Source organism: Paenibacillus ginsengihumi DSM 21568 (genome assembly GCF_000380965.1).
GTDB classification, from domain to species: domain Bacteria; phylum Bacillota; class Bacilli; order Paenibacillales; family NBRC-103111; genus Paenibacillus_G; species Paenibacillus_G ginsengihumi.
In genome coordinates, this window is sequence record NZ_KB905565.1 from 1 (window position 1) to 25,345 (window position 25,345).

Consider the following 25,345-nt stretch of genomic DNA (forward strand, 5'->3'; position numbering starts at 1 on the left):
ATGGCTTCGTACTGCCAGTCCGTATCGAATACGAGGCGGCCTTGGCCATCCTCGAACACTTGCGCCTTACGGATGATCGCTACACGACGCGCCTTGTTCCAGGAGGTCGCTTGGTAGATCAAGCGAATGCCTTCGATGATCCACTCTTCGTCGACATAGCGCGTCCAGTAACGACAAGCCCTAACTTCGTTGGCCAGCCGCTTTGTCCATTTCAGCTTGCCGACATAGCCGATGTTGTTCTGCTCCCACAAGCTGTAAAAATCTTCACCGCCAAAGCCACAAGGAGAAGGAACCAATTCTGCACATCTAACGGAAAACGCCGGGTATCTTTTCAACCAGCTCATACTCTGTTACAATAACCATGTTGGGTAGGGGATGCGTCCCGTGGGTCTGTTGCAGCAGACTCACCTTCATGGGACGCATCCTTTTCCTTTCCTGTGATACGGTCATTATATTCGGCAACTTCTGGACAGGCAATCCCGCCAGTAGTTGGACCTTATCTTTCAGCAGAAACAGTCACAGCCGGATTGGGATACAATGAGCGTGTGAGCTTATTACACGAATGAACGGGAGGATATATCGCATGAGAACCATCAAGCTTGGAACAAGCTCCCTGGATGTGCCGGTTATTGCCGTCGGCTGCATGCGTTTGAGTTCGCTGGACAAGGCCGGTGCGGAACGATTCATACGGACGGCGATGGAGGAAGGCGCGAACTTCTTCGATCACGCCGATATTTACAGCGGGGGCAAGTGCGAGGAGCTGTTCGCCGACGCCATTCAGATGAACCCGGCGATTCGCGAACAGATGATCATTCAATCCAAATGCGGCATCCGCAAAGGCATGTTCGATTTCTCGAAAGAACATATTCTTGAATCGGTGGACGGCATTTTGCAGCGGCTGAGAACCGATTACCTGGACGTGCTGCTGCTGCACCGCCCGGATGCGCTGGTCGAGCCGGAGGAAGTGGCTGAAGCGTTCGACAAGCTGGAGGCGTCCGGCAAGGTGCGCCATTTCGGCGTGTCCAACCAGAATCCGCTGCAAATCCAGCTGCTCAAGAAAGCGGTCAAGCAGCCGATCGTCGCCAACCAGCTGCAGCTTAGCATCACGAATGCCACGATGATCTCCAGCGGTTTTAACGTCAATATGGAGAATGAGTCTGCCGTGAACCGTGACGGATACGTGCTGGATTACTGCCGCTTGAACGATATCACGATTCAGCCGTGGTCGCCGTTCCAATACGGATTTTTCAAAGGCGTTTTCCTGGACAACCCGGAGTTTCCGGAGCTGAACGGGAAAATCAACGAGATCGCCGCCAAATACGAGGTCAGCAACACGACGATCGCCATCGCCTGGCTGCTGCGCCACCCTGCCAACATGCAGCCGGTAACGGGCACGATGAATATCGAACGCCTGAAGGATTGCTGCCGGGCCAGCGACATCCGTCTGACGCGGGAAGAATGGTACGACATCTTCCGCGCCGCGGGCAATGTGCTTCCGTAAGCATCGGGTGGCAATATGTAACCCTTTCGTCCTTAGACGGAAGGGTTTTTCGTTTGGGTCGGGCTGATAAAGCAGGATGTGAATATGCCGTGGCCCCTTGTCTGCATTTGACGGAAGTTAGCACATGTCTCAAACCGTTATTTACCGGACACAATATGTTCGAGAATCGTTCTAACCCCCAGCTCGATGCCCAGTGGCCCGCCAGCGGCAATCGAGCTGTCCAGAGCGAATATATGCCCGTTCTTGACAGCGTCGAGAGCATTCCATACCGCATCACTCTCCAGATCCTTCAGGTACTTCTGCAAATTGTCGACAGAACCGCCGATATCGGCAACAAACATATAGTCGGGGTTCATCGCTGCCAGCCCTTCTAAAGAAATTTGCTCCCCTTTGGTTGCCATATTCGCATAGTTGCTCGGCGGGTTTAAACCAAGGCCGTTATCCTTGTTGAAAATAAACTGCGTCGTATAGGCCCAATATTGTTTATTCCCCAGCATGATCACGGCGAACGTCCGGTCGGCGTATGCCTTCAATCGCTCTCTTGAATCTGCGATCAATGCCTCGATCCGCGCAATCTCCGCTTCAGCCTTCTGCTCTTTGCCGAAGATGGTTCCGTATTCCCGCAAAACGCCTTGCCAATCGTTTTCATTGCTGTCTACGGTAATGACGGGGGCTATTTTCTCCAGTTTTTCACCGTAGTTCTCATATCGGCCCGAATACATGATAATGACATCCGGATCGATTTCCAGCAATTTTTCGATACTCGGACCGGTGATCGAACCGAGGTCTGCAATCTCGTTATCCTTATAAGGGGCCAAAGACGCCCAATCGTCCAGCACATTGATATCCGCCGCCGCTACCGGGGATTCGCCGAGCAAAAACAAAGGCTCAAAATGCTTGAAAAACAAAAGGGCTACCTTGTCCGGCTTCTTCTCCAATACGACCTCGCGGCCAAGCGCGTCAACATGCGTTCTCGGCCATTTCTCCACATCCCGATCGGCTGTTTCGGAAGTTCCGGCCCCGGCGGCAGGGGGCGCGCTATTCGGCGGCATATGGCGATCCGCTCCCGGCGCTCCGGCGCATCCCGATAACAGGCTTCCCCAAAGTGCGATCAAGATCGTCAGTCCCATAAGTCTGCTCATTCCGACTCCTCCGATATGTGTGCTGTTTTGTTATACCGATGACGAGGATTTGTTCGTCATCGACGTCTAACCTGAATAAAGTCAGTTTAACAAAACGTTGTCTATCGATGAATGGAGCCATCCTGAAATTCATATGGATTATTCCTGAATCTGCCCCGGAATTCGCCGGGGGAGACGCCGAACTGTTTTTTGAATATCCGGTTGAAATACAGTGCATCGGCATAACCGACGCTTTCGGCCACCTCGCTGATCGGCGCGTCGCTGGCGAGCAGGCATTCCTTGGCCCGATTCAGACGATAGGTCATCAAGTATTTGCCGGGCCCCATACCGGCGTATTTCTTGAAGAGATAGAACAGCCTGTTGTCATTCATGCCATGTTGTTCTGCCAAAGCACGCACGGTCAGCGCGTCCATATAGTGCTCGTGGATATCATTCGATATTTGTTCGAATAACGCTTGCTCGCTGCCGCTACTCTGATTGCGGACGCGGATGAACAGCTCCTCCAGCACGCACCGAAACAGCGTCTCCGTCTGAAAGGCGCGAATCCCGCCCGGCTGACGGGACAGCCGCCACAGCTGCTCAAGCAGTTCCGTCAGGCGGGGACTCGCTCCCGGCGTCAGTTGGAAATGCGCTTGGCTCAGGCACAAGCCCGCCGGCTCGGGAGTGCAGAAGCGATACAGCACAAGCAGATACTCCCATCTGGCATCGCCGACGACCTTGCGATTAAGCGGCATGTGCGCTCCGCCGTGCGCTACCTGTCCCGGAGCGAGGGTATAGGACGTACCGTTAAAAATGAATTCCGCCTTTCCTCTTAGCGGAAAGACAAAGCCGGGAAAAGGTTCGGTATAGCCGTCGCAGCGCATTCCCGGTTCCCGTACGTACCGGCATACTTGTTCCACTCGGAAAGAGGCATGCGCAAAATGCTCCGCAAGCTTGTTGATGTCGATGTCTATCTTCGAACACCTCCTTCACTTCCGTCTAAGCCAGAGCAAAGATCGTTGCCGCAATGAATGCGGCCAATAAGCACATTAACAATCATACCCCTAATGATATTGATTATCAATATCATTAGGGGTATTTTTTCTAGCGCGCTTCGCTCTCCAGGGCTTGACCGTCTTCGCGAGTTTCAACTATTGTGCTAGGGGATCGATAAACGCACATCCGGCTCCAAGCGGCGGCTGGAAGCTCTGCTGCCTGCCTCTGGAGTGATCCCTGTCATGATCGACCGAGCGATTGCCGCCGGAGTGCAGGCTTCTTACGTGTTGAGGGATAGTTAGTTTACGCACGCTCCGCTCATCCAGGCCATACTTGACTGTGAAAAGCGCAGGACTCATGAAATGAGCCGCCCCGTCAAGCACGCTCACAGCCGCCGGCCGCCGGGCAAGCCGGCTACTGCCGTTCCCGGTATACGGACGGCGTGACGCCGTATTTGTCGCGGAACACGCGGTGGAAGTAGGAATAGCTGCCGAAGCCGGTCGTCTCGGCAATCTGCTCGAGCGTCATCTGGCTGTATTTCATCCGTTCCACCGCAATGGCGAGCCGCAGCTCCTGGGCGTACTGCATGACGCTTTTGCCGAAGCATTCCTTGAACAGATGTCCGGCCCGGGAGACGCTGAGGCCGACATGGCGGGCGACGTCCTCCAGCTTGAACGGAGAGGAGGCGTGCTCCTCGACGAAGTTTTTCATCCGCGTTGCCATGAACGATCGACCGTGCGGCGCCGCGGATTGCTCAATGGCCCGGTCGATGGAGAGCAGCAGGGAGCGCAGCAAATAGTCCGACAGCTCCTTGTTTTCCTCCTCGAAGCGGCGCTTCTCCAGAATGATGTAGCGCCATAAGGAGATCAGCTTCTCGTCGGGATCGATCCGCACCTTTTGCGGCCGCGCGCTTCGCTTCCACCAGCTGTCCACGAAGCCGCCCCGGCAGAACAGAAAATAATCGGCGCTGGACACCTGCGTCTGCCCAAGCTCGTTCGTATGCGGCTCGATCGCCAGCTGATACGCGTCGCCCGGCTTATACAGCAGCAGATCGCCGCTGCGCACCTCGGTCATGACGCCGCCGATGAGCGCCCGGCTCATTCCTTCCGTCTGCAAGCGAAATAAGTAAGTCGGCACTCCCTCGCTGTATCCCGTGTAAAAAGGCTCGTTATGATAAGAATAGCTGCACATGGTGATCTCCGTATGCATCCGCCAACGCACCCCCGGCCCAGAAATTGTAGCCAAATAGTTCATGTTGCAGGCACATCGTTCATAGCCATTATAATGCATGTCTCCTTATAATGTAATTGAATCCGCGGGGCTTTCGGCGACAGGTGCCGGGCCTTCGGCGAAACGAAATGGAGCGAAGCGAAATGAGAAGAATGGGTATTGGTCTGCAGTTGTTTACGCTGCGGGATGTGCTGGCCCAGGATTTCGAGGGAACCCTTCGGCAGGTAGCTGAACTGGGCTATGAAGGCGTCGAATTTGCCGGCTACGGCGGCATGTCTGCAGAGGAGCTGAGCCGTCTGCTCCAGGAGCTGAATCTGAAGGCGATCGGGGCGCATGTAGGGATCGCCAAGCTGCGCGAGGATTTGCAAGGTGAAATCGCTTACCTGAAAGCGATCGGAGCGAAATATATCATCTGCCCGTGGCTCGGCGAGGAGGACCGCGGCTCGAGCGAAGCGTGGGAGCGCGTCATCGAGGAGTTCAAGACGATCGGCGCGGCGTGCCGCGAGCAGGGACTGGTGTTCGGCTACCATAACCACGCGTTCGAGTTCGAGGTGAAGGTCGGCAGCGAATTCGCGTTCGATGCAGTGTACGGATCGACGCCGGCGGAATCGGTCGTCGTCGAGATGGATACGGGCTGGGTGCAGTTTGCCGGGCAGGATGCGCTGGCGTACATTAACCGCTATGCCGGAAGGCTGCCGCTCGTTCATCTGAAGGATTACCGCAAGGACGAAAACGGCGGCATGGTGACGCTGGAGCTCGGCGAAGGCGAGCTGGATCTGCCGGCGATCATCCAAGCCTCGTCGGACGCGGGGGCAGAGTGGCTCATCGTCGAGCAGGACCGCTGCCAAAATCCGCCGCTGCAAAGCGTAGCTACGAGCATCGAATGGCTGAAGAAGCATTACCTCGTTCATGTTTAATCCGCTAAACGATCAACCCGGTCAAAGATAAAGGAGATGAAGCAAATGAGCAAAATTCGTGTAGCCGTCGTCGGCTGCGGTTCGATATCGAAGCATCGCCATATTCCCGAGTACGCGGTCAATCCGCATGTCGAGCTGGTCGCTTTCGTCGATCCCGTGCTGGAGCGGGCCGAAGGGTATGCGGCGCAGCACGGCGGCAAGGCGTATGCCGATTACAAGCAAATGCTGAGCGAAGTGAAGCCGGATGCGGTCAGCGTCTGCACGCCGAACTATTTGCACGCCCAGGTGTCTATCGACGCGGCCAATGCAGGCGCGCACGTGCTCGTCGAGAAGCCGATGGCGACGACCGACGAGGAAGCGGCGGCGATGATCGAAGCGGCCCGCAATAACGGTGTATATCTGATGGTCGGCCACAACCAGCGCTATATGCCGCCGCACCAGAAGGCCAAGGAAATTTTGGAGAGCGGCCGCCTCGGCAAAGTGCTGACGTTCCGCACCTCCTTCGGCCATGCCGGCCCGGAAGGCTGGAGCATCGACAAGCGCGAGAGCTGGTTCTTCCGCAAGCCGGAAGCGATTATGGGGGCGATGGGCGATCTGGGCGTGCACAAGTCGGACCTGATCCGCTGGCTGCTCAGCGATGAGGTGGCCGAGGTGGCCTCGTTTATCGGCACGCTGCATAAGGAAGGCACGGATGTGGACGACAACGCCGCCTGCGTGCTGCGCATGAAGAGCGGCGCGATCGGCACGCTGGTCGCCAGCTGGACGCAGTACAAGGGCGGGGACAACAGCACGGTGCTGTGGTGCGAGAACGGCGTCATGTATATCGGCACCGACCCGGATGATCAGGTCATCGTCGAACTGCGCAACGGCACCGTGGAGAAATACAAGGTCGGCGCCATGGCGACCAACGAGAAGCAGACCTTCAGCGGCGTCATCGACGCTTTCGTGGAAAGCATCGTGACGAAGACGCCTCCGCTCATTACGGGCGAAGAAGGGCGTCGCTCGTTGAACGTGATTCTGGCGGCATTCGAGTCGCAGAGCACCGGCCGCAGCATCAAGCTGAACTAATTCGTTCCAAGCGCGAAAACATCTCTCGCCTCAATGAGCGATCACCTGAGGGAGAGGTGTTTTTTTGTACATCATATTATTGCTGAATTGCTGAAGCCGCCGGATTATTTGACGACGGTCGAGGGAGGATAGCCTTTGATCGATTTGAACACGTTGCTGAAATAGGAAATATCGTTGAAGCCGCAGCGTTCCGCAACCTCCGTCACCGTGAAGCCCCCGGTGGACAGCATCATCTCCGCATTGTTGATGCGAATTCGGTTGACGAATTCCTTGAACGTATAGTTCGTATGCTGCTTGAACAGCTTGCCGAGGTAGACCGGGTGGAGATGGACCATTTTGGCGATTTCGGCCATATCCAGATCCTCTGAATAATGCTCGACAATATATGCCTTGATCTTGTCGATGCGCGAGTCGCCTTGCGGAGACGACTGGCGAAAGTACAAGGCAAGCAGCCGGTGAATGATCAATTGAAACAGTCCGCGGGCGTGCATGACGTATCCCGGCTGCTTGCTCATCCATACATACGTGAATTCCTTGATATAGCTCAAAATTTCGTTGGTCATCATATGCTTGCTGACTGTGTTGAACGGAAGGTGAATATGATTGCTCGGCTCTTCCCAATAAAAGTTGAACGCATAGGAATGCATGGGAGCTTCTTTGACTGTCTGCGCTTCCCGCACGGCTCCCTCGGGAATGTAAATAACGTCGCCGGCTTCCGCCAAATACCGCTCGCCGTTCACATAATAATGAGAGCGGCCCTCGATGACAAAGGTGAGGTCGTGAAAATTAATCTTGTGCTTAATAATCTCCCAATCGGGAAAGCAGCGACGGTCCACAAAATAATTCACGCGGGGAATTAACCGCTCGTATTGCTCGATATTCATTGAGACTCTACCTCCATGGATGAATGCATCCGGAAACAGCGGCAGGCGTTGATTTCATAGTACCATTTGGCCTGGGGGAAGGAAAGAGATTTTCGTAAGCGCTGTCCTTAGACGGAGAAAGCCTGCGGGCATCGCACAAAATATAACCGTACTTTCCCTCGCGGGAGGCGTAAAAGTGTGGCAGAAGCTTACTCTTGACAATGAGAATGAGAAACATTATCATTTGGAATAGACGACAATGATAATCGTTATCATAAACTTGTATCCCTGGCAGCGATCAGCTGGAAGAGGGAAAGTTTGCGCAACCTGCAAATGGATGTATACATACCGGGACGGCAAATAGCGTCGCATCCGGACGATCGACGCGAAGAGTTTGTTGCAAGATTTCGCCAATAGCCGCTTCCCGCGCCTGGCTGTACTGCCGGATGCCATGTGTTTGAATCCTAACGGAGGTGTTCGCCCGTGTCTTCGATACTGATTGTCGGCGCCGATCATCTCGGCAACATGCCGGAGCAGCTTATGACGCTTGGCTACCGCGAGGTGCTGCATGTGTCCGGACGCAAGTGCCAGGCGGTCAAGAAGGGCATTCCCGAGCATGTCGATGCCGTGCTGGTGCTGACCGACTATGTGAACCACAACTTATCCAAAGCGATTCGGCAAAAAGCCAAGGAGCAATCGCTGCCGATTTATTATGCCAAGCGCTCCTGGTGCTCAGTGCAAAAAGCGCTGTGCTCGTGTGAGCGGGAATGCCCGCTGGAGCAGCAGAGACATTAACTGCCGCTCGTCTTTAGCTCCCGGAGCGTTTGTTCGACCTTCTGCAAATGGGAGGCCATCCGCTGTTTTGCCAGCGGCGGGTCTCCTTTCTTTATCGCCTCGACGATCGACCGGTGCTCTGCTGTAAGCCGGGCGGCCTCGCTCTGCTCGGCGAACAGCCACAGCTTCCGGCTCTCGCGCATGACGGGCCCGATCGACTTTAGCAGCGTCTCCAGCGTACGGGCCAGCAGCGCATTGCCGGCCGCGCGGGCAACGGCCGCATGGAAGCGGATGTCGCTGCGCTCCAGCGTTTCTTCCTCCGTCTCGTTCATCATTTCGCCGAGAATCGCCTCCAGCTCCGCCAGCCGCTCCCCGCTTCGTCTTTCTGCCGCGAGCGCGGCGCTCTCCGGTTCCAGGATGCATCTAAGCTCCAGCCATTCCAGCAGCTGCGGCATATTCACGATCGGCGGCGCTTCCAGCCGGGCGCTGCCGCTATTGCTCAGCACGAAGGTGCCGCCGCCGTGCCGTACGTCGACCCACCCTTCCGTTCTAAGCACCGTGAGCGCTTCCCGCACGGTCGAGCGTCCGACGCCCAGCGTCTTGGCGAGCTGTTCGACCGACGGCAGCCGCGTGCCGACGGGCCATTCCCCGCGAACGATTCTTTCCCGCAGCGCCTCGGCCGCGAATTCGTATGCTTTGCGTATCACTGAAGCGGTCACTTCGCTTTCCTGCGTAACTGATTCCTGGCTAGCGCATTAGCCGGATGTAAGTCTCTTTATTTTATCATAGACGCCTATGACGAACGAGTCCCTTGCGTCACCGCTCGCCGCCTGCGGTATTGAACATTCCGCGTGGCCTCGCCGAATATTACCACGTTAGAATCGCGCTGAAGCTCTACCCTCATCGCATCCAACGGGCGGCGCAGCAGAAGAGCGCGCTGACGCTGCCGAAGCGCTTGCCGCGCGGTCGCCCGGGGCCTCCACAGCGCCTGCGGAGCAATTTTGCTGAAAACGATTGACACCGGAAAATAGCGGCTTCTATAATGGGATTGTTCACTTAAAGTCATCAGATGACCTGAACAATTATATCGCATATGCCAAAAAAGTTGTCTCATGGGAGGCTGTATTCTCATGCTCGCTGCATCCATTTGCAATGAACTCAGAGCGATCGTCGGCTCTTCGTGGTTTCGCGACGATGCGGAATCGCTCATCGCCTACAGCTACGACGCGACACCTTTGTATCAGTCGATGCCGGACGGCGTCGTTTTTCCCGCTTCGACGGAGGAGGCGGCGGCCGTTATGAAGGTGTGCGCCAGGCACCGGATTCCCGTCGTCTCCCGCGGGGCAGGCAGCAACCTGTGCGCCGGCGTCGTGCCGCTGCATGGGGGGCTGGTCATGGTTATGACGCGAATGAACCGGCTGCTCGAAATCGACGAGGACAATTTGACGGCGACCTTTCAGACAGGCTTGAATACGAAGCGTTTTCATACAGCGGTCGAGGAAACCGGTTTGTTCTATCCGCCGGACCCGAGCAGCATGATCATCTGCACGATGGGCGGCAATATCGCCCTTGGCGCGGGCGGGCTGCGCGGGCTGAAGTACGGCACGACCAAGGATTACGTGATCGGTCTCGAAGCGGTGCTCGCCAGCGGCGAAGTGATTCGCACGGGGGGCAAGCTGGTGAAGGACGTCGCCGGCTACGACTTGACCCGGCTGCTCGTCGGCTCGGGAGGGACGCTGGCGATCTTGACTGAAGCGACGGTCAAGCTGATTCCGAAGCCCGTCTATCGCCGGGCGATGCTGGCCGTCTACAGCGATCTCCACGCGGCGGCGCGGACGGTATCGCGCATCGTCGCGAACCGGATCACCCCCTGTACGCTGGAATTTATGGACCAGCCCACCATCCAGGTCGTCGAATCGTTCGCGCGTATCGGGCTGCCGGTCGAGGCGCAGGCGGTGCTGGCGATCGAGCAGGACGGCGAGGAAGCGCAGGTGGAGCGGGATTTGCGGCAGATCGAGCAGCTTTGCGCGGCCGAAGGGGCGATCCAGGTCAAGGTGGCCGAATCGCCGGAGGAAGGAGCCAAGGTGATGGAAGCCCGGCGCTCGGCGCTGGCGGCGCTCTCGCGGCTGCGGCCGACAACGATATTGGAGGACGCGACGGTTCCCCGTTCGAAAATCGCCGATATGGTGCTCGAAATTCAGCGCATCGCCGCCAAGCACAACGTGAGGATCTGCACATTCGGCCATGCGGGAGACGGCAATCTGCATCCGACGGCAATGACCGACGCGCGGGATGCGGACGAAATTCACCGCGTCGAGCTGGCGTTCGAGGAAATTTTCGACGCCGCCCTGCGGATGGGGGGCACGATTACCGGCGAGCACGGAGTCGGCCGCGTGAAGGCGCCTTATTTGGAGTGGAAGGTCGGGGCCGCGGGCATCGACCTGATGAAGCGTCTCAAAGCCGCCTTCGATCCCGACAATCTGCTGAACCCGGGCAAGCTGTTCGCCGAGACGCGAAGGCGCATCGTCTGGAGCGCGGGAGAAGCCGGCGACGCCAAGCGGGAGGGAACGCGCCATGACGACTAGCGCCAAATCGCTCAGCGAGAAGCTCAAGCTGACGCTGGATGCGGATCAGCTCACCAACTGCATGCGCTGTGGCTTCTGCCAGACGTCCTGTCCGACCTTCGAGGAGACGGGGCTCGAAGCGGCATCGCCGCGCGGGCGCATCGCGCTGATGAAGGCGGCGGCCGACGGCATGCTGGAGCCGGATGCGGCGTTCCGGCAGCAGATGGACCTGTGCCTCGGCTGCCGCGCCTGTGAGCCTGCCTGCCCGTCCGATGTCAAATACGGACAGCTGATCGAGCAGGCCCGGGAGGCGATCGCCAGCGAGCAGCCATACTCGCGGCCGGTCAAGCTGCTGCGCCGTCTGGCGCTGGAGGGGCTGTTCCCGCACCACGGCCGGATGCGCCTGCTCGGCGGCCTGCTGCGGCTGTACCAGCGCAGCGGCCTGCGGACGCTGGCCCGGCGGCTCGGCATCCTCGGCCTTTTCCCGCAGCATATGCGCGAGATGGAGGCGGTGCTCCCGGACGCCGCCGGCGACGGCGTCATTCGCCGCTGGGAGCGGCTGGGGCTGCCGGCGCGCTGGGAGGCGGTGTCGGGCGGCGACCGGCAGCTTGTCATTCCCGCCGCCCTGGACGCCGCCGCGAAGCCGGTCGCCCGCGTCGGGCTGTTCCGCGGCTGCATCATGGATGCGCTGTTCACGGAGACGAACGTGCACACGATCAAGCTGCTGCGCCTGGCCGGCTACGAGGTCGTCATTCCGGCGGCGCAGACGTGCTGCGGCGCGCTGCACGCCCATGCCGGAGAGAAGGCGAGCGCGCGCCGGCTGGCTGCGCGCAACGTGGCCGCTTTCGCGGCCGCCGGCGTGGACTGCGTCGCGAGCAACGCGGGGGGCTGCGGAGCCAGCTTGAAGGAGTACGACCATCTCCTTCATGGCGATCCGCAGCTGGCTGAGCCCGCCCGCCGGTTCGCCGCCGGCGTGCGCGACGTGACCGAGCTGCTCGCGGAAGGGCGGCCGCTGCCGCTGAAGCCATTGCGCGCGGACGGGGAGCAGGTGACCGTCACGTATCAGGACTCCTGCCACCTGCGCAACGTGATGCGCGTCCAGTCGCCGCCGCGGCGGATGATCGCTTCCGTGCCGGGCGTCCGGCTGCGCGAGCTGCAGGAGGCGGACCGCTGCTGCGGCTCGGCGGGCATTTACAACCTGACGCAGCCGGACATGTCTTCCCGCGTGCTCGACCGGAAGATGGAGCACGTGGAACGGACGCGGGCGAACGTGGTTTTGACCGCCAACCCCGGCTGCCTGTTACAGATGAAGTGGGGCATCGCCCGGGCCGGTCTGACGCAGCAGATGGAGGCGCTGCATCTCGTCGACTTTTTGGCGCGTTCGCTGCAGGAGAATGAGGCGGAGCAGGGGAGAAGGGATGCTGTACGGTCCGGTAGCGGCCGTTCATAACAGCATGTACGTGATCGGGTGGAGCGATATCGATATGATCGTCATACGAGGGGCGTTGAATCCGCTGATTCATCTTCTCGCCGGATAAGAATGTTTTCGCCGTCACCATGATCTCCGTCGCCGAATACGTCCCCATGTTCATTTTTGCCTTCATCGGCGGCGCCTTTGCCGATCGTTGGCGCCCCAAGCGGACGATCGTCTGTTGCGAGGTGTTAAGCGCGCTGTCCGTCTTTGCCGTCTTGGCGCTGGTGGAGTGCGGGGCATGGCCGGCGATCTTTGTTGCCACACTATGCTCTTCCATCGTCTCGCAATTTGCCCAGCCATCCGGAATGAAGCTGTTCAAGCTGCATGTGCGGGACGAGGACGCGCCGACCTGCATGGCGCTGCTGCAGACGCTGATTTCTGTCTTTATGGTGGCCGGCCCGCCGCTCGGCACGCTGGTGTACCGGCAATGGGGGATCGTCCCCGCGCTGTGGATGACCGGGGCCGCCTTTGTTCTGTCTGCTCTGGCGCTGCTGCGTCTGCCCTCAGACCGGGTGCAGGCAGAGGAGCCCCGGGCGGCGCTGCTGCGCGACATGGCGGACGGAATCCGTTATGTGCTGCGAGTCAAGGAACTGCTCAAGCTCAACGTATGCTTCGCGCTAGCAGGGCTCGGGGTGGGCCTTATTACGCCGCTGACGGTGTTTGTCGCGACCGAAAGGCTGGGTTTGTCCCCTCTGCACCTGCCGTGGCTCGCCGTTCCTTACGGAGCGGGGGAAATCATCGGTGGGCTGGCAGCATTTATGCTGGCCGCCAAGGTGTCTCCCCGACGCCAGCTCTTGGCGGGACTTTTTGTCAACGGGGCAGGCATCGTCTTGACGGGATTATCGGCTGAGCTGTGGCTGACAATGGCCGCCCAATTTATGTTGGCGCTGTTCCAGCCGGCCATCTTCATCGGCAACCAAGGCTTGGTCATGAAGCATGCCGGAGAAGCTTACATCGGCCGGGTCACCGGCATTCGCACGCCGCTCATGACGGGCTCGATGCTGCTTGCCATGAGCTTGTCCGGCGTCTTGAAGCAGTCGCTCTCTTTGCCTGTTGCCTACGGTTTGGCGGGATTATGCTTTTGGGCAGGAATGATCGCCGTCCCGGCCGAATTCCATTCGGCGAGATAAGGAACTTGACGAAACGAGCGCCATCCCTCTCTTTGCGGTATAATAGGCTGGAAGACGGAACTGCTAGATTTGGGGAGGTATCGGCTTTGAAAAAATTTATGCTCGGTCTGCTGTGCGGCATCGGCCTTGCTATATCGACCGCGGCGGCGGCCTCGGATGAAGTTCGCGCGGTGCTGTTTCCCGTAACATTCGAATTTGACGGCAAGGCGCAGGAGCTGGATGCGCGGTATCAGGTGTTGAACTATGAAGGGAATACGTATGTTCCCATCCGGTTTGTCGCGGAAAATTTGGGCGCTGGCGCTTCCTACGACCCGCAGGCCCGCAAAGTGTCGATCGTGAAGCAGCCCGAGACGACCGACGAATCCAAGCTTACCCGTTGGCTGGTCAAATACCGTCTGGAACGGGGCATGGAATCCAAGGACGTGAAGCGCTGGTTCGGCGACCCCTCCTTCGTGACCCGCATCGAGCCCGCCTCGCAGCAGGTGTGGCGCTACGACGTCGGGGCGAAGCAGGGGTATCAGCACGGCGGGCTGAGCACAGACACGGAAGGCCTGAAGAAGGGCGACCTGGCCGCGCAGCTGTTTCTGACCTGGAACGCCTCCGGGCAGCTGGAGCGATACGACTTCTGGTATACGGCAGAGCAAAACGGGGAGAAGCGCATTTTCTCATACATTGTATATCCTGACGGATCGACCGGCGGCGTGCTGCAAGAATAAAATAAAAAAATCCCTCGGCACAATCGGCGTGGCCTTTGTCCGAGGGATTTTGTTTGATAGCGATCCACGGGAGCACGGGAAAGAGCGGCAGCTGCCCCCTTTGCCAAGTCACGCGGTCACGCCAAGCACATCGTAGTTGGTAAAAGAACGCCGCAAAGCGCCTGTCGCCTCAGCGCTGGGGCAACCGGAAAATAAGCGCCTCCGGCGAGGTCGGCGAGTCGCTGCCGCCGCTCGGCTCGATCGTCAGCGAAATGTTGTCGGCCTGGCTGAGCGACCGGTCGCGGATATAGAGGTGGGCGCGGTCGACGTTCTGGCGCATAAGGCCGAGATTGGCGCGAGCCGAGCCGCGAACCGCCCACGCTTGAACGACGTAGCCTTCGCTCGGCATGAAGCCCTCCAGCAGCACGACCGCTTCGCCGGAAGCAATGTTGTACCAGATAAACCCTTCGCCCAGGCTCCGGTTCGCCGGTTCGGCGCGAAAGCTGGCCGTCGCAGGGTCGCCCATCATGTAGGCCGCCTCGGGCAAACGTTCGGCGACGTAATGGCTGCGCTGTTCCTCCGGCGCGGCGGCGGTTCGCATCAGGCTGAAGACGGCGAGTCCGAGCAGCAGAGAGGCGGTCGCCCCGTACAGCCATCGCCGCTTTCGCCGCAACAGGTCGCGAAGGCGGCGGCGCAGTCCGATCAAGCGGACGCGCGCCAGCAGCGAGCGGCGGACGGATGCGGACGGCAGCGCCGCGGATGCATCGGATAAGGGGCCTTGCGTCTCCGCTCGTCCGCTGCGCGGCTCGGCCGCCGCTCCAAGCAGCGGGCGCCATTCGGACACGATCGCCCGGCACGCGGTGCATTCCGCCAGATGTCGCTCCATTGCCTGCATCTCCGCCCGCCCCGTATGACCCAGCAGCCAGTCGATCCACGCCTGCTCGCCGTATGCTTGGCGGCAAGCTTCTGCGGCCTCGGCGTCCGGACGGGAAACGAGATTCTTCCAATCCTTCATCCTTTGCTCTTTCCTCCCTTCGCGCGGCTGTTGCCGCTTGTTTGCCAGCCCCGTTTTGCCAACTGCCGGCGCATGCCGTTCATTCCGTAGCGAATCCACGATTTCACGGTGCCGAGCGGTACGTTCCACAAGACCGACAGCTCCCGTTGACTGATCTCGCCCAAGTAGCTTCCGACAATCGCCTGCTTCTGATTGGGCGGCAGTGCATGCAGCGCCTCCCACAGCGCTTCCTTCTGCACCCGCAGCAGCGCCTGCTCCTCAGGCGAAGCGTTGCCGGGAGCGGAGGATGCCGCAATCCGCTCGGCCGCTGCGGCATCTTCTTCCCCGATGCCGCAGCGCACCCGTTGCCGCCGGCGCAACCGATCCAGGCAGCGGCTGCGCGTCATGACAGCCAGCCACGATTCCACCGAGCCCCGCAGCGGGTCGTAATCGCCGCCCCTCCGCAGCGCTTCCAGGAACACATCGTGGCACACATCCTCCGCTTCCATCCGGTCGTCCAGCATCCGCAGCGCGATGCTCATAATGAATGGCGCGTATCTGGCGTAAAACAGGTCGAACGCCTCGGCCGACCCTTCGCACATCGCACGAAGCACCTTCGCCATGCCGCCGCCAGACTCGTTCATCTGCGAGACCTCCTTGCGACGAAGTATTGCCGGTGAACCCCTTTACTTCTTTTTTTATCAAAAAATCGCTCGGCAGAAAACCGATAAAAAACGAAAAATGTGTAAATCCGCAGCGCCGTCTCGTGCGTACCGACAGATGAACAAACGCCTGGAAAGGGGGATGCGCATGCAAGCCGCATGCCGAATCAAGTCGATTGGTTTTATCGCCGTCCTAACGCTTGGAGTGCTGCTGTTCGCGGCCGGATTCGTTCCCGCACGGGCCGCCGCAGCCGGCACGGTGGAACTGTACACGCCTTACCTGGAGCTGTCCGCGCCGCCTGGCGAATCAATCAGCTACAGCGTCGATGTCATCAACCGGGGAAGCTCGACCGCGTCAGTCGATCTGTCCTTCGATACGAAAGGCAACAACTGGACGTACGAGCTGACGGCAGGGGGGCGGGCGGTCAACCGGCTGGCGGTCAAGAGCGGCGAGTCGCAGACGATGAATCTGCAGCTCGAAGTTCCGCTGGAAATCGATAAAGGCGCCTATTCGTTCCAGCTTGTCGCCGGAGGCAGCGAGCCGCTGCCGCTGACCGTCCATGTAACGGAAAAAGGCACGTTCCGCACGGAGCTCACGACCGATCAGGCGAACATGAGCGGCCACGCCGAGTCGTCCTTCAGCTTCAGCGCCAAGCTGCGCAACAGGACATCCGAGAAGCAAAATTACTCGCTTCAGTCGGCCGCGCAGCCCGGCTGGAACGTAACCTTCAACTCGGGCGGCAAGGACGTTACCTCCGTCGAGGTGGAGCCGAATGCGGAGCAGTCGATCACGATCAACATCAAGCCGCCAGCCAATATAACTGCCGGCACGTATTCGATTCCGGTCACCGCCTCCAACAATTCGACCTCGGCCGAAACGAAGCTCGAGGTGGTCATTACCGGCACCTATGACATGAAGCTGAGCACCCCGAACGATCTGCTCAGTACGGACGTTACCGCCGGGTCGGAGCGCAAGATCGATCTCGTCGTGGCCAATACGGGCTCGGCGCAGCTGAAGAATGTCAGCCTGTCCGCATCCAGCCCGTCCGGCTGGGAAGTCTCGTTCGAGCCTTCCACCGTCGAGGCGATCGAGCCTGGGGCGGAAGCGCGTGTGCAGGCGACGATCAAGGCCGACAAGAAGGCGCTTGCCGGCGACTATGTCGTGCAAATGACGGCTTCCTCGCCGGAGAAAAAAGCCGACGCCCAATTCCGCATCGCCGTGAAATCGTCCGCGCTTTGGGGCTGGGTCGGCATCCTGATCATCGCCGCGGTGGCGGCCGGCATCGCGCATTTGTTCCGCAAATATGGGAGGCGGTAATGTGATGCAAGCGAACAAGGAGACGCTGGCGGATCGCCCGGATGCAGGGCCTCAGGCTGCAAGCGAGCCGCCCATTATCGAGCTGAAGGGGCTGACCAAGAAGTACGGTGAATTTACCGCAGTCCATCATTTGGATCTGGCGATCGGCAGAGGGGAAATCTTCGGCCTGCTCGGACCGAACGGCGCCGGCAAGACGACAACGATCCTCATGATGCTCGGTCTCGCGGAGCCGACCTCGGGCACCGCCCGGGTGTGCGGGCTCGATCCGGTGCGCCAGTCGCTCGCCGTCAAGCGCCGCGTCGGTTATATGCCCGACGACGTCGGCTTCTATGAAGACCGGACCGCGCTCGACAACCTGATGTTCACGGCCCGCCTGAACCGCATTCCCGAGGAAGAGGCGCGCCGGCTGGCGCTTGAGCTGCTGGAGCGCGTCGGCCTGGAGCAGGCGTCCGGGAAGAAGGTGGGCGCTTTCTCGCGGGGGATGCGGCAGCGGCTGGGGCTGGCCGATGTGCTGATCAAGCGGCCCGAGGTGATCATCCTCGACGAGCCGACTCTCGGCATCGACCCGGAGGGGGTGCGCGAGCTGCTGCAGCTGATCTCGGATTTGAGCCGCAAGGAGCAGCTGACCGTGCTGCTGTCCTCCCACCATCTGCACCAGGTGCAGCAAATTTGCGACAGGGTCGGGCTGTTCGTCCAGGGAAAGCTGATCGCTTCGGGCGATATCTCCACCTTGGCCGCGCAACTGGACGAGGAAGGGACGGTGACGGTGGAGCTGGAGGCCGCGAACTGGTCCGCCGAGCTGACCGAGCGGCTGAGCGGGCTCGCCGGCGTGATCGAATGCCGCGTCGCGGAGGGCGGCAGGCAGGGGGAGACCGCCGCCACGCTCTTATGCCGCAGCGATGTAACCGCCGACGCCGCGGCGGCCGCCGTCGACTGCGGGGCGAGGATTGTGTCCGTCCGGCGCAAGCAGTACGGCCTTGACGATATTTATCACCGCTATTTCGAAGGGGGTGGAGCGCATGGCTGACTGGCTGTTACGGCTGAAGGACTGGCGCGGCCGGCTGGCCAGCATCCCCGGCAAGCTGCGCCTCGCGCTGAGGTCGCTGCGGGCCGGGGAAGAAGCTGATCCGGCCGGCGACGCTCCGGCTCGCAACGTCCGAACGCCGTCTCCCTTCTGGGTTATCGTGCACAAGGAACTGGGGGACCATATGCGCAGCTGGCGCTTCGGCATTCTGATCGCCATCGTGGTTCTCGCCTGCATCGGCTCCGTCTATGCCGCCATCACCGCGCTGCGAAACGGGGTCCAATCGAACGAAACCGACTCGTCCTTTTTGTTTCTGAAGATGTTTACTGTAACCGACCGTTCGCTGCCCAGCTTTACGACGTTCGTGTCGTTTCTCGGGCCGCTGATCGGCATCGCGCTCGGCTTTGACGCCGTCAATTCCGAGCGGAGCAAAGGGACGCTCAGCAGGCTGCTGTCGCAGCCGCTGTACCGGGACGAATTCATCCGGGCCAAATTCACCGCATCGTTGCTGCTTGTCGCCATCGTGCTGTTCGCCCTTGCTCTGCTCGTCATGGGACTTGGGCTGCTGACGATCGGCTATCCGCCGACGCCGGAGGAAGTGCTGCGCGTGCTGCTATTCGTCTGCGTCGGGATTGTGTACGTCGGGTTCTGGCTGAATTTGTCCATCCTGTTCTCGATTCGCTTCCGCCAGGCGGCCACCTCTGCGCTGTCGGGAATCGGCCTGTGGCTGTTTTTCTCCTTCTTTTACGGCATGATCACCGATCTCATCGGCCGTTCGACCGCGCCGCCGGAAACGGCGGGAGCCGCCGCAATCATTTCGCACGCGAACGCCATGCTGCTGCTGAACCGGCTGTCGCCCGCCTATTTGTTCTCGGAGACGACGACCACGCTGCTGACGCCCGGCGTCCGCTCGCTCGGTCCGCTGACGATGGATCAGGTGTACGGCGCAATCGCCAGCCCCCTGCCGCTGGGCCAAAGCGTGCTGCTCGTCTGGGCTCAGCTCGTCGGGCTGCTGGCCGCGACGATGGTCTGCTTCGGCATTTCGTATGCGCTGTTCATGCGCCAGGAGATTCGTTCCCGCTCCTGACCGAGAAGGCCGCTCCCCTTGGCAGCATGCCGCTTGTCGGCGCATCGCCAACAAAGCCAAAAAGCCGCCCGTAAGCCTAGAAGGCTCCGTTCGGGCGGCTTTGCTTTTGCTGTAGCGTTATTCGATAAAGTGTTAAAGCGAAGTGCATAACGACGTCGATGGACATTTGCCAAGGCCGAGCCGATGACGAGCGCTTCCTTCGTCATCGGTCGTCACCTGCGGTGTTGAAATTTTGTCGGCGTATTCCGTCCAATTTTCAAGATAGACGCCCATGCCGCTCGCGCAGCACCATCAGAAGATGAAAATGGGGCGCGGGCCCTGGGGGCTATTTTCAAGATAGTCAACAAATGTTGCATTTTGTACAACAAAAACAGGGGGATAAACCGCACTGGCCGCTCAATGTTGTAGAAAGTACAACTTTTCGGGCGATGTTCCCGGGTTTGAAGCCCATCACACCTAAATTGTTGCACAAAGTGCAACATTTCCCTTTCCCTTGCGCGAAGGGTAAGGAAAATGTTGCATTTTTTGCAGGATTCGCCGTCTCAAGTGCCGCGCAGGGGGAGCACTAACGCAGAGTTCGAACGCTAGCGCGGAGGTCGGGGACCGCCGGCTGAATATCCCCTATCCCAGCAAGATTGGTTTGCGCGATAAAGGTCCTTGCCGAAGGCCATGTTCAGCCTGTTGGCGAAGCCCTGATATATTCGGGGCTATTGCTTTTTTAAGGGACGGAGACTACATGTTGAGTACTGAGCTAAAGACGCTCAGGAAAACGATGGCGAAGATCAGATATAGACCGAGGAAAATAACGGTTAACAGCAGCGCAGCCCGGGCATAATTGCGCTTGTTCGGATTCGTCTTGTCGCCGAAGCCCCACACGAACAGCAAAATCAGATTGACGACCGGAATGGCGCAGAGGAATAGCGTCAGCATCCAATCCTTCGTAGATATGATCGGAGCTGCGTTCTCCCCGCCGGGCCATCCCGCGCGGGTCCCGGTCGGTTCATGATTCACGGCAAGTCACCTCGCAACGAAATGTCTGTAGAGCATATGACCGGCCGCATACAAAAATGCGGGCTACGGGAGGAAATGCCCAAAAAGAACAGGCTTCGCCGGATGCGACTTGCCGGGAGCGCTTGTATGATAAAGCTCTGCGCCAGCCGGCTAAAGTCTCGGGCTATGCGAGCAGAGCCGGAAGGAAGCCGGATGCGACTGGCCTGGCCCGCCGCACCGCGAGCGACCAGCGCTCATCGTTTCGGCAAGTGTATGGTTTTCGGACAGCGGTGGAAAGCTATGTGGAAAATTTGACGCGATCAAAGCCGAAAATTTTCAACACCGAAGGTGACGACCGATGACGAAGGAGTCGTTCGTCATAGGCGTCTATCTTGAAAATAGCGCCGGGCCCGCAGCCCAATTTTCACCATCTGATGGTGCTGCGCCAGCGGCATGGGGGTCTATCTTGAAAACTACAATGATAGCAGGCGCATTTTCCTTGCACATACATGAGGTGAATAACGATGCCCTATGCGGAAATTAACGGGACGACGATCTATTACGAAGTGAAGGGAAGCGGGACTCCGCTGCTGCTCATTCATCCGCCGCTGCTGGCAAGCGGCAATTTCCGTTACCAATTGTCGGGGTTGTCCGATCGGTTCCGGGTCATTGCGTTCGATATTCGCGGGCACGGCCGCAGCCGGTATTCGAAAACGCCGATCACCTACGCCTTGATTGCTGACGATATCGTCGGCTTGATGGATTATTTGGGTATCAGGCAAGCTTGCATCGGAGGATACTCCACCGGAGCATCGATCGCGCTGGAAGCGATGCTGGATTATCCGGAACGTTTCATCGGCGGGGTGATGATCAGCGGATTGTCGGAGGTCAGCAACGTCCTTCTGAAAAGCGAAATTTGGACGGCGGTTCGGCTGTCCTCGTTTCGCTTCAAACGGATGCTCGCTTCCGCGATCTCCCTCGGTAATGCAGATTCGCCGGAGACGTTCCGCCGATTGTTCCGCGAGGCGGTGCGCGGAGACATACGCAATGTGCGCGAGTATTATGCGTACAGCCTCAAATACAACTGCACGGCGCAGCTTGAGCTGATCCGTCAGCCTATGCTGCTGCTGTACGGGGCCAAGGATAAAGGCTTTTACAAGTATGCCCGCCTGCTGAACGAGCATTTGCCTGACAGCCGACTCTATTTTTTGCCCGGCGTCCGCCATCAGCTGCCGACGAAGGCTTGGGAACGCATGAACGGCTTAATCGAGGAATGGGCGGAGGAGAAAGGCATTGTTGGGCAGCAGGCCGCGAGCGGCCTCAAGCCGGAGGTGCCGGTCCTGCCCACGGCGCGGCCCGAGGCCGACGAGCCGACGGTCCATCATTGATGACGCAGGCATTTCGCTCCCTTACCGTTTGACAGCCTTCCACAATCGAATCAGAATAGAAGGAAATAACGGCCCTCATTTGCGCAGTTTCGGCCTAGGGAGAGGATGCCCCGATGTTCTACTCTTTGAAAAGCCGCCTCATCGCGTTCTTCGTCGTGCTGCTCGTCCTGTCGTTTGCGACGATGTCATCGCTTATGTTCAACGAATCCCGATCCATCATCCGTTCCTATATCGAATCCTCGGCATTGGAGAAAATGGACGAGTACGGCTCGTTCATCAGCATGGCCTTGACGCAAATCTACGATTTGTCGTCGCTCGTATTCAACAGTGAACTGACAAAGAGCTGGAATATCGCGCTATCCGATCCGGGATTGCCGGAGGGAGAGAAAATGCTGGCCAACCTCCGGCTGAGCGAATTTTTGACGCAGGCGACGAACAGCTATTCGGGGGTGTCGTCCGTTTCCGTATACCATAAGGACGGCTTAAGAGTCACCGGCGGCAACCGGGTGGCAAGCGATACTTCCTTCTTGGAAGCCTTCTGGTATAACGATTTCATCCGGCACGGCAAGCGTTGGGTGCCGGCGCATACGGATCCCCTTGAAGCATCGCTGTCCAAGCCGTATCAGGTCGTCAGCTTGATGCTGCCGATCGGGACGTTCGAGCCGTCCCCGTCCAAAAATTGGATGAAGGTCAACATCAGCGCCGATTTTTTGCTGGAGCCGCTGAACCGGATACATCTTGGAGAAAGCGGCACGATCTTCCTGCTGGATCGGGAAGGCGATCCGGTATTGCCGCAGCGGGAGGAATTCAATCTGGCGAAGGACTTGCTGAATGCGAAGGAGCTGCGCGACAGCGACAAGCCGTACGGCGTTCGGTATATGCAAAATGAAAGCGGAACCAACAATATTGTCGTTTACAAAAAGCTGAACGTGAACGATTGGCTGCTGGTCGGTGTCGTCCCCGAAGGCGACCTGTTCGCCAAGCTGAACATGCTGCGCAACACCATCGTGATCTTCAGCACTGCGCTGCTGATCGCCGCCGTTCTGGCGGCGACCTGGCTTTCCTACGGGATTACGAAGCCGCTTTCCCGTCTGGCCTCGGCGATGCGGTCCGTGCAGAAGGGCGATTTCGGCTTGGCGGAGCTGCGCATCCCTCCGGAGCGAAGCGTCCGCAACGAGGTCGGTTATGTCACAGCGACGTTTCGCAATATGGTGGTGCAGCTGCGGCATCATATCAAGACGGAGTTCGAGCTGAAGCTGCTCCGCCAGCAGGCGGAATACAAATCGCTGCTCATGCAGATCAATCCGCATTTTCTGTTCAATACGCTGGAACTGCTCAGCAGCCTGGCAATGCAGCGCCGGAAGGAAGACACCGTGAAGGTCATTGATTCGCTTGGCAAAATGCTGCGGTTTTCGCTCAAAATGAGCGACGATCTGGTTCCGCTTTCGGAGGAGCTGAAATATTTGCGCTATTATATCTCGATCCTGCAAATTCGTTTCGGTGAACGCCTTGTCATCTCAATCGATGAAGAGGGAAGGCTGGACAAAGCGGAGATTGTCAAGTTTATTTTGCAGCCGCTCGTGGAAAACGCGGTGAAATACAGCTTTCAAATGCAGCCGCAGGCGGTCGTCGCCATCCGCGTCCGTTCGGAGGGCGGCCGGCTCCGTCTCTCCGTCCGCGACAACGGGGCAGGGATGCCGCCCGAGCTTGTGCAGCGGCTTCGTGCGGATTCGGAGGCGGCTCAATTCGCCCAAATGTTAACCGGCGACTCGCGGCAGATCGGGCTGCGCAACGTGCTGGCCCGGTGCCGTTTGTACTACGGCCCGCTGTTTGCGTTCGCTATCGATTCCCGCATCGGCGAAGGAACAACCATCGAGCTGCAAATACCGGCAACAGGGGGAGAAACAGGATGAGCTATCGGGTATTGATCGTTGACGATGAACCGGAAATTCGCCAAGGCCTCCGGCTTAAGGCCGATTGGGAGGCGCTCGGCCTTACGGTGGCAGGAGAGGCGGCGGACGGGAGGGAGGCGCTGGAGCGGCTCGCCGGCGAAGCGATCGACATCGTCATCATGGACATGAACATGCCGCTCATGGACGGAGTCTCGTTGCTGGAGGCATGCGGCGAGCGGCATCCGTCCCTGCGGTGCATCGTCGTTACCGGCTATGAGGATTTTCAATACGCCCGGGCGGCGATTCGCCACCATGCCCGCGACTATCTGCTCAAGCCCGTCTCGCAGGAGGAGCTGGCGGCGGCGCTGCGCAAGGTGACCCGCGAGCTGGATGAGGAGCGGGCCCTCAAGGCAGAGCGGGAGACGGTGCAGTGGCGATTGTCCCAATATTATAAACAGATGAAAGAGCATTTCATCGTCCATCTGGTTACGGAGGAGCTGGAGAAGGAAGGAGCGGTTCGGGACAAGGCCAGGCTGTTCCAGCTGGACGGCTGGGACGGCTCGGCTGTCCGCTTCGTTACCGCCGGCCTGAGCGAGAGGAAGCGGGCGGCGGACCAAGGCCCGGGCGGGCGTACGCCGGATAAGCTGAGGCTGCCGTTCGAACTGATCTGCCGGGAATTCGCCGAGACGTACCCGTTCGAGACGCCGGTCTTTCGCGATGCCCGTTATCCGGGTCTTATTCATTTCGTCCTGCCTGACGAGCAGGCGGACGCCTTTGCGCAGGCGCTGCGGCAGTGCGTGCACGGGCACCTTGCCTTCGAGCCGGCCGTTGGCGTCGGCCGGCCGGTTGCCGGCTTCACAGCCTGGAAGGAAGGGTATCTCTCCTCGCTCGTCGCCTGGAACTTGGCAGAAAGCGACATCAATGCCGCGCCGGACCGGCAGACGGAGAGCATGCATGCACTGACCGGGGAACACGCGAAGCTGCTGCAGCGGTACCTGTCGCAAGGCGACCTGGCGTCGTTCGAGCGGGCGGTCGGCAAGGAGCTGACGGATGCCTTCCGGGAATCGCGGGCACGCTTTGTCAAAACGATTTTCCAGCTTTATTTGCTGCTCGATTCGCTGGCATACGAGGCCGGCGCGCCGCTGGACAGCGGCGATCAGCTGTGGGTCCGCCCGGAAATGGCGCTTGATCTCGATTCGGTCGAGAAAGCGAGGACGTTCCTGTATCGTCTGGGCAGCAAAATTTATCGCACATACCAGGCGGGTAGCGGCGATTCGGACGAGTCGGCGATGCTGGCGGCCAAGCAATTTATCGACGGCAACTACATGTACGACTTGCATTTGACGATGCTGGCGGAGCGGTTTAACTATCACCCGTCGTATTTTTCGGAATTGTTCAAGGCGAAGATCGGCAAGACGTTTATTCAGTATTTGACAGAGGTGCGGATGGCCGAGGCTGTTCGCCTGCTGCGGGAAACGCCGCTCAGCTTATGGGATATCGCGGAGCTGACCGGCTTCGCGAGCGCCAGCTATTTTAGCTCCAGGTTCAAACGGATGTACGGAATGACTCCTTCGGAATTTCGGCAGCAGCGATCCGGATCGCCGCATTCCGAAAAAATGCAATTCCGAAAAAATTGATAGCGAAGAGCTGAAGAAAT

General features: G+C 59.1%; 23 protein-coding genes and 1 pseudogene. 15 read left to right on the forward strand and 9 right to left on the reverse strand.

Annotated features, from left to right (window positions below; all coding sequences use genetic code 11):
* Positions 1–278 (reverse strand): annotated as a pseudogene (locus tag F591_RS27870) (IS1380 family transposase); the annotation flags it as partial.
* A gap of 305 nt (positions 279–583) precedes the next feature.
* Here F591_RS27870 and F591_RS0111190 point away from each other — a divergent pair.
* Complete coding sequence (locus F591_RS0111190; RefSeq protein WP_019534689.1) at positions 584–1,501, forward strand: aldo/keto reductase; 918 nt, start codon at positions 584–586, stop codon at positions 1,499–1,501.
* A 137-nt stretch (positions 1,502–1,638) separates the two neighbouring features.
* On the opposite strand, the gene F591_RS0111195 is transcribed toward F591_RS0111190, so the two are convergent.
* From F591_RS0111195 to F591_RS0111205, 3 genes are all read right to left on the reverse strand, one after another.
* Positions 1,639–2,643 carry an ABC transporter substrate-binding protein gene (locus F591_RS0111195; RefSeq protein WP_026326538.1) on the reverse strand — a complete coding sequence of 335 codons (1,005 nt, stop codon included), beginning with the start codon at positions 2,641–2,643 and terminating at the stop codon, positions 1,639–1,641.
* Positions 2,644–2,744: 101 nt separating this feature from the next.
* Complete coding sequence (locus F591_RS0111200; protein ID WP_425414355.1) at positions 2,745–3,584, reverse strand: helix-turn-helix transcriptional regulator; 840 nt, start codon at positions 3,582–3,584, stop codon at positions 2,745–2,747.
* A gap of 448 nt (positions 3,585–4,032) precedes the next feature.
* Complete coding sequence (locus tag F591_RS0111205; protein ID WP_019534692.1) at positions 4,033–4,827, reverse strand: helix-turn-helix domain-containing protein; 795 nt, start codon at positions 4,825–4,827, stop codon at positions 4,033–4,035.
* Positions 4,828–4,991: 164 nt separating this feature from the next.
* Here F591_RS0111205 and F591_RS0111210 point away from each other — a divergent pair, with 164 nt between their 5' ends.
* Complete coding sequence (locus F591_RS0111210; protein ID WP_019534693.1) at positions 4,992–5,765, forward strand: sugar phosphate isomerase/epimerase family protein; 774 nt, start codon at positions 4,992–4,994, stop codon at positions 5,763–5,765.
* A gap of 45 nt (positions 5,766–5,810) precedes the next feature.
* Positions 5,811–6,833, forward strand: coding sequence for a Gfo/Idh/MocA family protein (locus F591_RS0111215; RefSeq protein ID WP_019534694.1), 1,023 nt, complete (start codon positions 5,811–5,813; stop codon positions 6,831–6,833).
* 104 nt (positions 6,834–6,937) lie between these two features.
* On the opposite strand, the gene F591_RS0111220 is transcribed toward F591_RS0111215, so the two are convergent.
* Positions 6,938–7,717 (reverse strand): helix-turn-helix transcriptional regulator, encoded by a 780-nt coding sequence (locus F591_RS0111220; RefSeq protein ID WP_019534695.1) that lies wholly within the window; start codon positions 7,715–7,717, stop codon positions 6,938–6,940.
* Between the two features lie 462 nt (positions 7,718–8,179).
* Between F591_RS0111220 and F591_RS0111225 the strand changes: the two genes are divergently transcribed.
* Positions 8,180–8,491 (forward strand): DUF2325 domain-containing protein, encoded by a 312-nt coding sequence (locus F591_RS0111225; protein ID WP_019534696.1) that lies wholly within the window; start codon positions 8,180–8,182, stop codon positions 8,489–8,491.
* Here F591_RS0111225 and F591_RS0111230 read toward each other — a convergent pair.
* Positions 8,488–9,177, reverse strand: coding sequence for a FadR/GntR family transcriptional regulator (locus F591_RS0111230; protein WP_019534697.1), 690 nt, complete (start codon positions 9,175–9,177; stop codon positions 8,488–8,490). The genes F591_RS0111225 and F591_RS0111230 overlap by 4 nt on opposite strands.
* 423 nt (positions 9,178–9,600) lie before the next feature.
* On the opposite strand from F591_RS0111230, the gene F591_RS27880 reads away from it, so the two are divergent.
* The 4 genes from F591_RS27880 (at position 9,601) to F591_RS0111255 (ending at position 14,354) form a co-directional block, all read left to right on the forward strand.
* Positions 9,601–11,055, forward strand: coding sequence for an FAD-binding oxidoreductase (locus F591_RS27880; RefSeq protein ID WP_019534698.1), 1,455 nt, complete (start codon positions 9,601–9,603; stop codon positions 11,053–11,055).
* The gene (locus tag F591_RS0111240; RefSeq protein WP_019534699.1) at positions 11,045–12,484 is read left to right on the forward strand and encodes a (Fe-S)-binding protein; all 1,440 of its coding nucleotides are present in this window, start codon (positions 11,045–11,047) and stop codon (positions 12,482–12,484) included. The genes F591_RS27880 and F591_RS0111240 overlap by 11 nt, the downstream gene beginning before the upstream one ends.
* Positions 12,485–12,555: 71 nt before the next feature.
* Entirely contained in the window at positions 12,556–13,638 is a 1,083-nt protein-coding gene (locus tag F591_RS27885) for an MFS transporter (RefSeq protein WP_281166693.1), read from the forward strand.
* An 86-nt stretch (positions 13,639–13,724) separates the two neighbouring features.
* Positions 13,725–14,354, forward strand: a complete 630-nt coding sequence (locus F591_RS0111255; protein WP_019534702.1) for a stalk domain-containing protein — start codon at positions 13,725–13,727, stop codon at positions 14,352–14,354.
* Positions 14,355–14,523: 169 nt separating this feature from the next.
* On the opposite strand, the gene F591_RS0111260 is transcribed toward F591_RS0111255, so the two are convergent.
* Together F591_RS0111260 and F591_RS0111265 are read right to left on the reverse strand one after the other, a co-directional pair.
* Positions 14,524–15,348, reverse strand: a complete 825-nt coding sequence (locus F591_RS0111260; RefSeq protein WP_019534703.1) for an anti-sigma factor — start codon at positions 15,346–15,348, stop codon at positions 14,524–14,526.
* On the reverse strand, positions 15,345–15,971 hold the full coding sequence (locus F591_RS0111265; RefSeq protein ID WP_019534704.1) for an RNA polymerase sigma factor: 627 nt from the start codon (positions 15,969–15,971) through the stop codon (positions 15,345–15,347). Before F591_RS0111265 ends, F591_RS0111260 begins: the two co-directional genes overlap by 4 nt.
* 166 nt (positions 15,972–16,137) lie before the next feature.
* Between F591_RS0111265 and F591_RS0111270 the strand changes: the two genes are divergently transcribed.
* The 4 genes from F591_RS0111270 to F591_RS32270 all read left to right on the forward strand — a co-directional run bounded on the left by F591_RS0111270 (position 16,138) and on the right by F591_RS32270 (position 19,987).
* Positions 16,138–17,307, forward strand: a complete 1,170-nt coding sequence (locus F591_RS0111270; RefSeq protein ID WP_019534705.1) for a COG1470 family protein — start codon at positions 16,138–16,140, stop codon at positions 17,305–17,307.
* A 4-nt stretch (positions 17,308–17,311) separates the two neighbouring features.
* Positions 17,312–18,334 carry an ABC transporter ATP-binding protein gene (locus F591_RS0111275; RefSeq protein WP_019534706.1) on the forward strand — a complete coding sequence of 341 codons (1,023 nt, stop codon included), beginning with the start codon at positions 17,312–17,314 and terminating at the stop codon, positions 18,332–18,334.
* The gene (locus F591_RS0111280; protein WP_019534707.1) at positions 18,327–19,418 is read left to right on the forward strand and encodes an ABC transporter permease; all 1,092 of its coding nucleotides are present in this window, start codon (positions 18,327–18,329) and stop codon (positions 19,416–19,418) included. Before F591_RS0111275 ends, F591_RS0111280 begins: the two co-directional genes overlap by 8 nt.
* Before the next feature lie 347 nt (positions 19,419–19,765).
* Positions 19,766–19,987, forward strand: coding sequence for a hypothetical protein (locus F591_RS32270; protein WP_156829524.1), 222 nt, complete (start codon positions 19,766–19,768; stop codon positions 19,985–19,987).
* 163 nt (positions 19,988–20,150) lie between these two features.
* Here F591_RS32270 and F591_RS0111285 read toward each other — a convergent pair whose 3' ends face one another.
* Positions 20,151–20,429 carry a hypothetical protein gene (locus tag F591_RS0111285; RefSeq protein WP_019534708.1) on the reverse strand — a complete coding sequence of 93 codons (279 nt, stop codon included), beginning with the start codon at positions 20,427–20,429 and terminating at the stop codon, positions 20,151–20,153.
* A gap of 503 nt (positions 20,430–20,932) precedes the next feature.
* On the opposite strand from F591_RS0111285, the gene F591_RS0111290 reads away from it, so the two are divergent.
* The 3 genes from F591_RS0111290 to F591_RS0111300 all read left to right on the forward strand — a co-directional run bounded on the left by F591_RS0111290 (position 20,933) and on the right by F591_RS0111300 (position 25,325).
* Positions 20,933–21,796 carry an alpha/beta fold hydrolase gene (locus tag F591_RS0111290; protein ID WP_019534709.1) on the forward strand — a complete coding sequence of 288 codons (864 nt, stop codon included), beginning with the start codon at positions 20,933–20,935 and terminating at the stop codon, positions 21,794–21,796.
* 113 nt (positions 21,797–21,909) lie between these two features.
* On the forward strand, positions 21,910–23,709 hold the full coding sequence (locus tag F591_RS0111295) for a sensor histidine kinase (RefSeq protein WP_019534710.1): 1,800 nt from the start codon (positions 21,910–21,912) through the stop codon (positions 23,707–23,709).
* Entirely contained in the window at positions 23,706–25,325 is a 1,620-nt protein-coding gene (locus tag F591_RS0111300) for a response regulator transcription factor (protein WP_019534711.1), read from the forward strand. Before F591_RS0111295 ends, F591_RS0111300 begins: the two co-directional genes overlap by 4 nt.
* Positions 25,326–25,345: the final 20 nt, after the last annotated feature.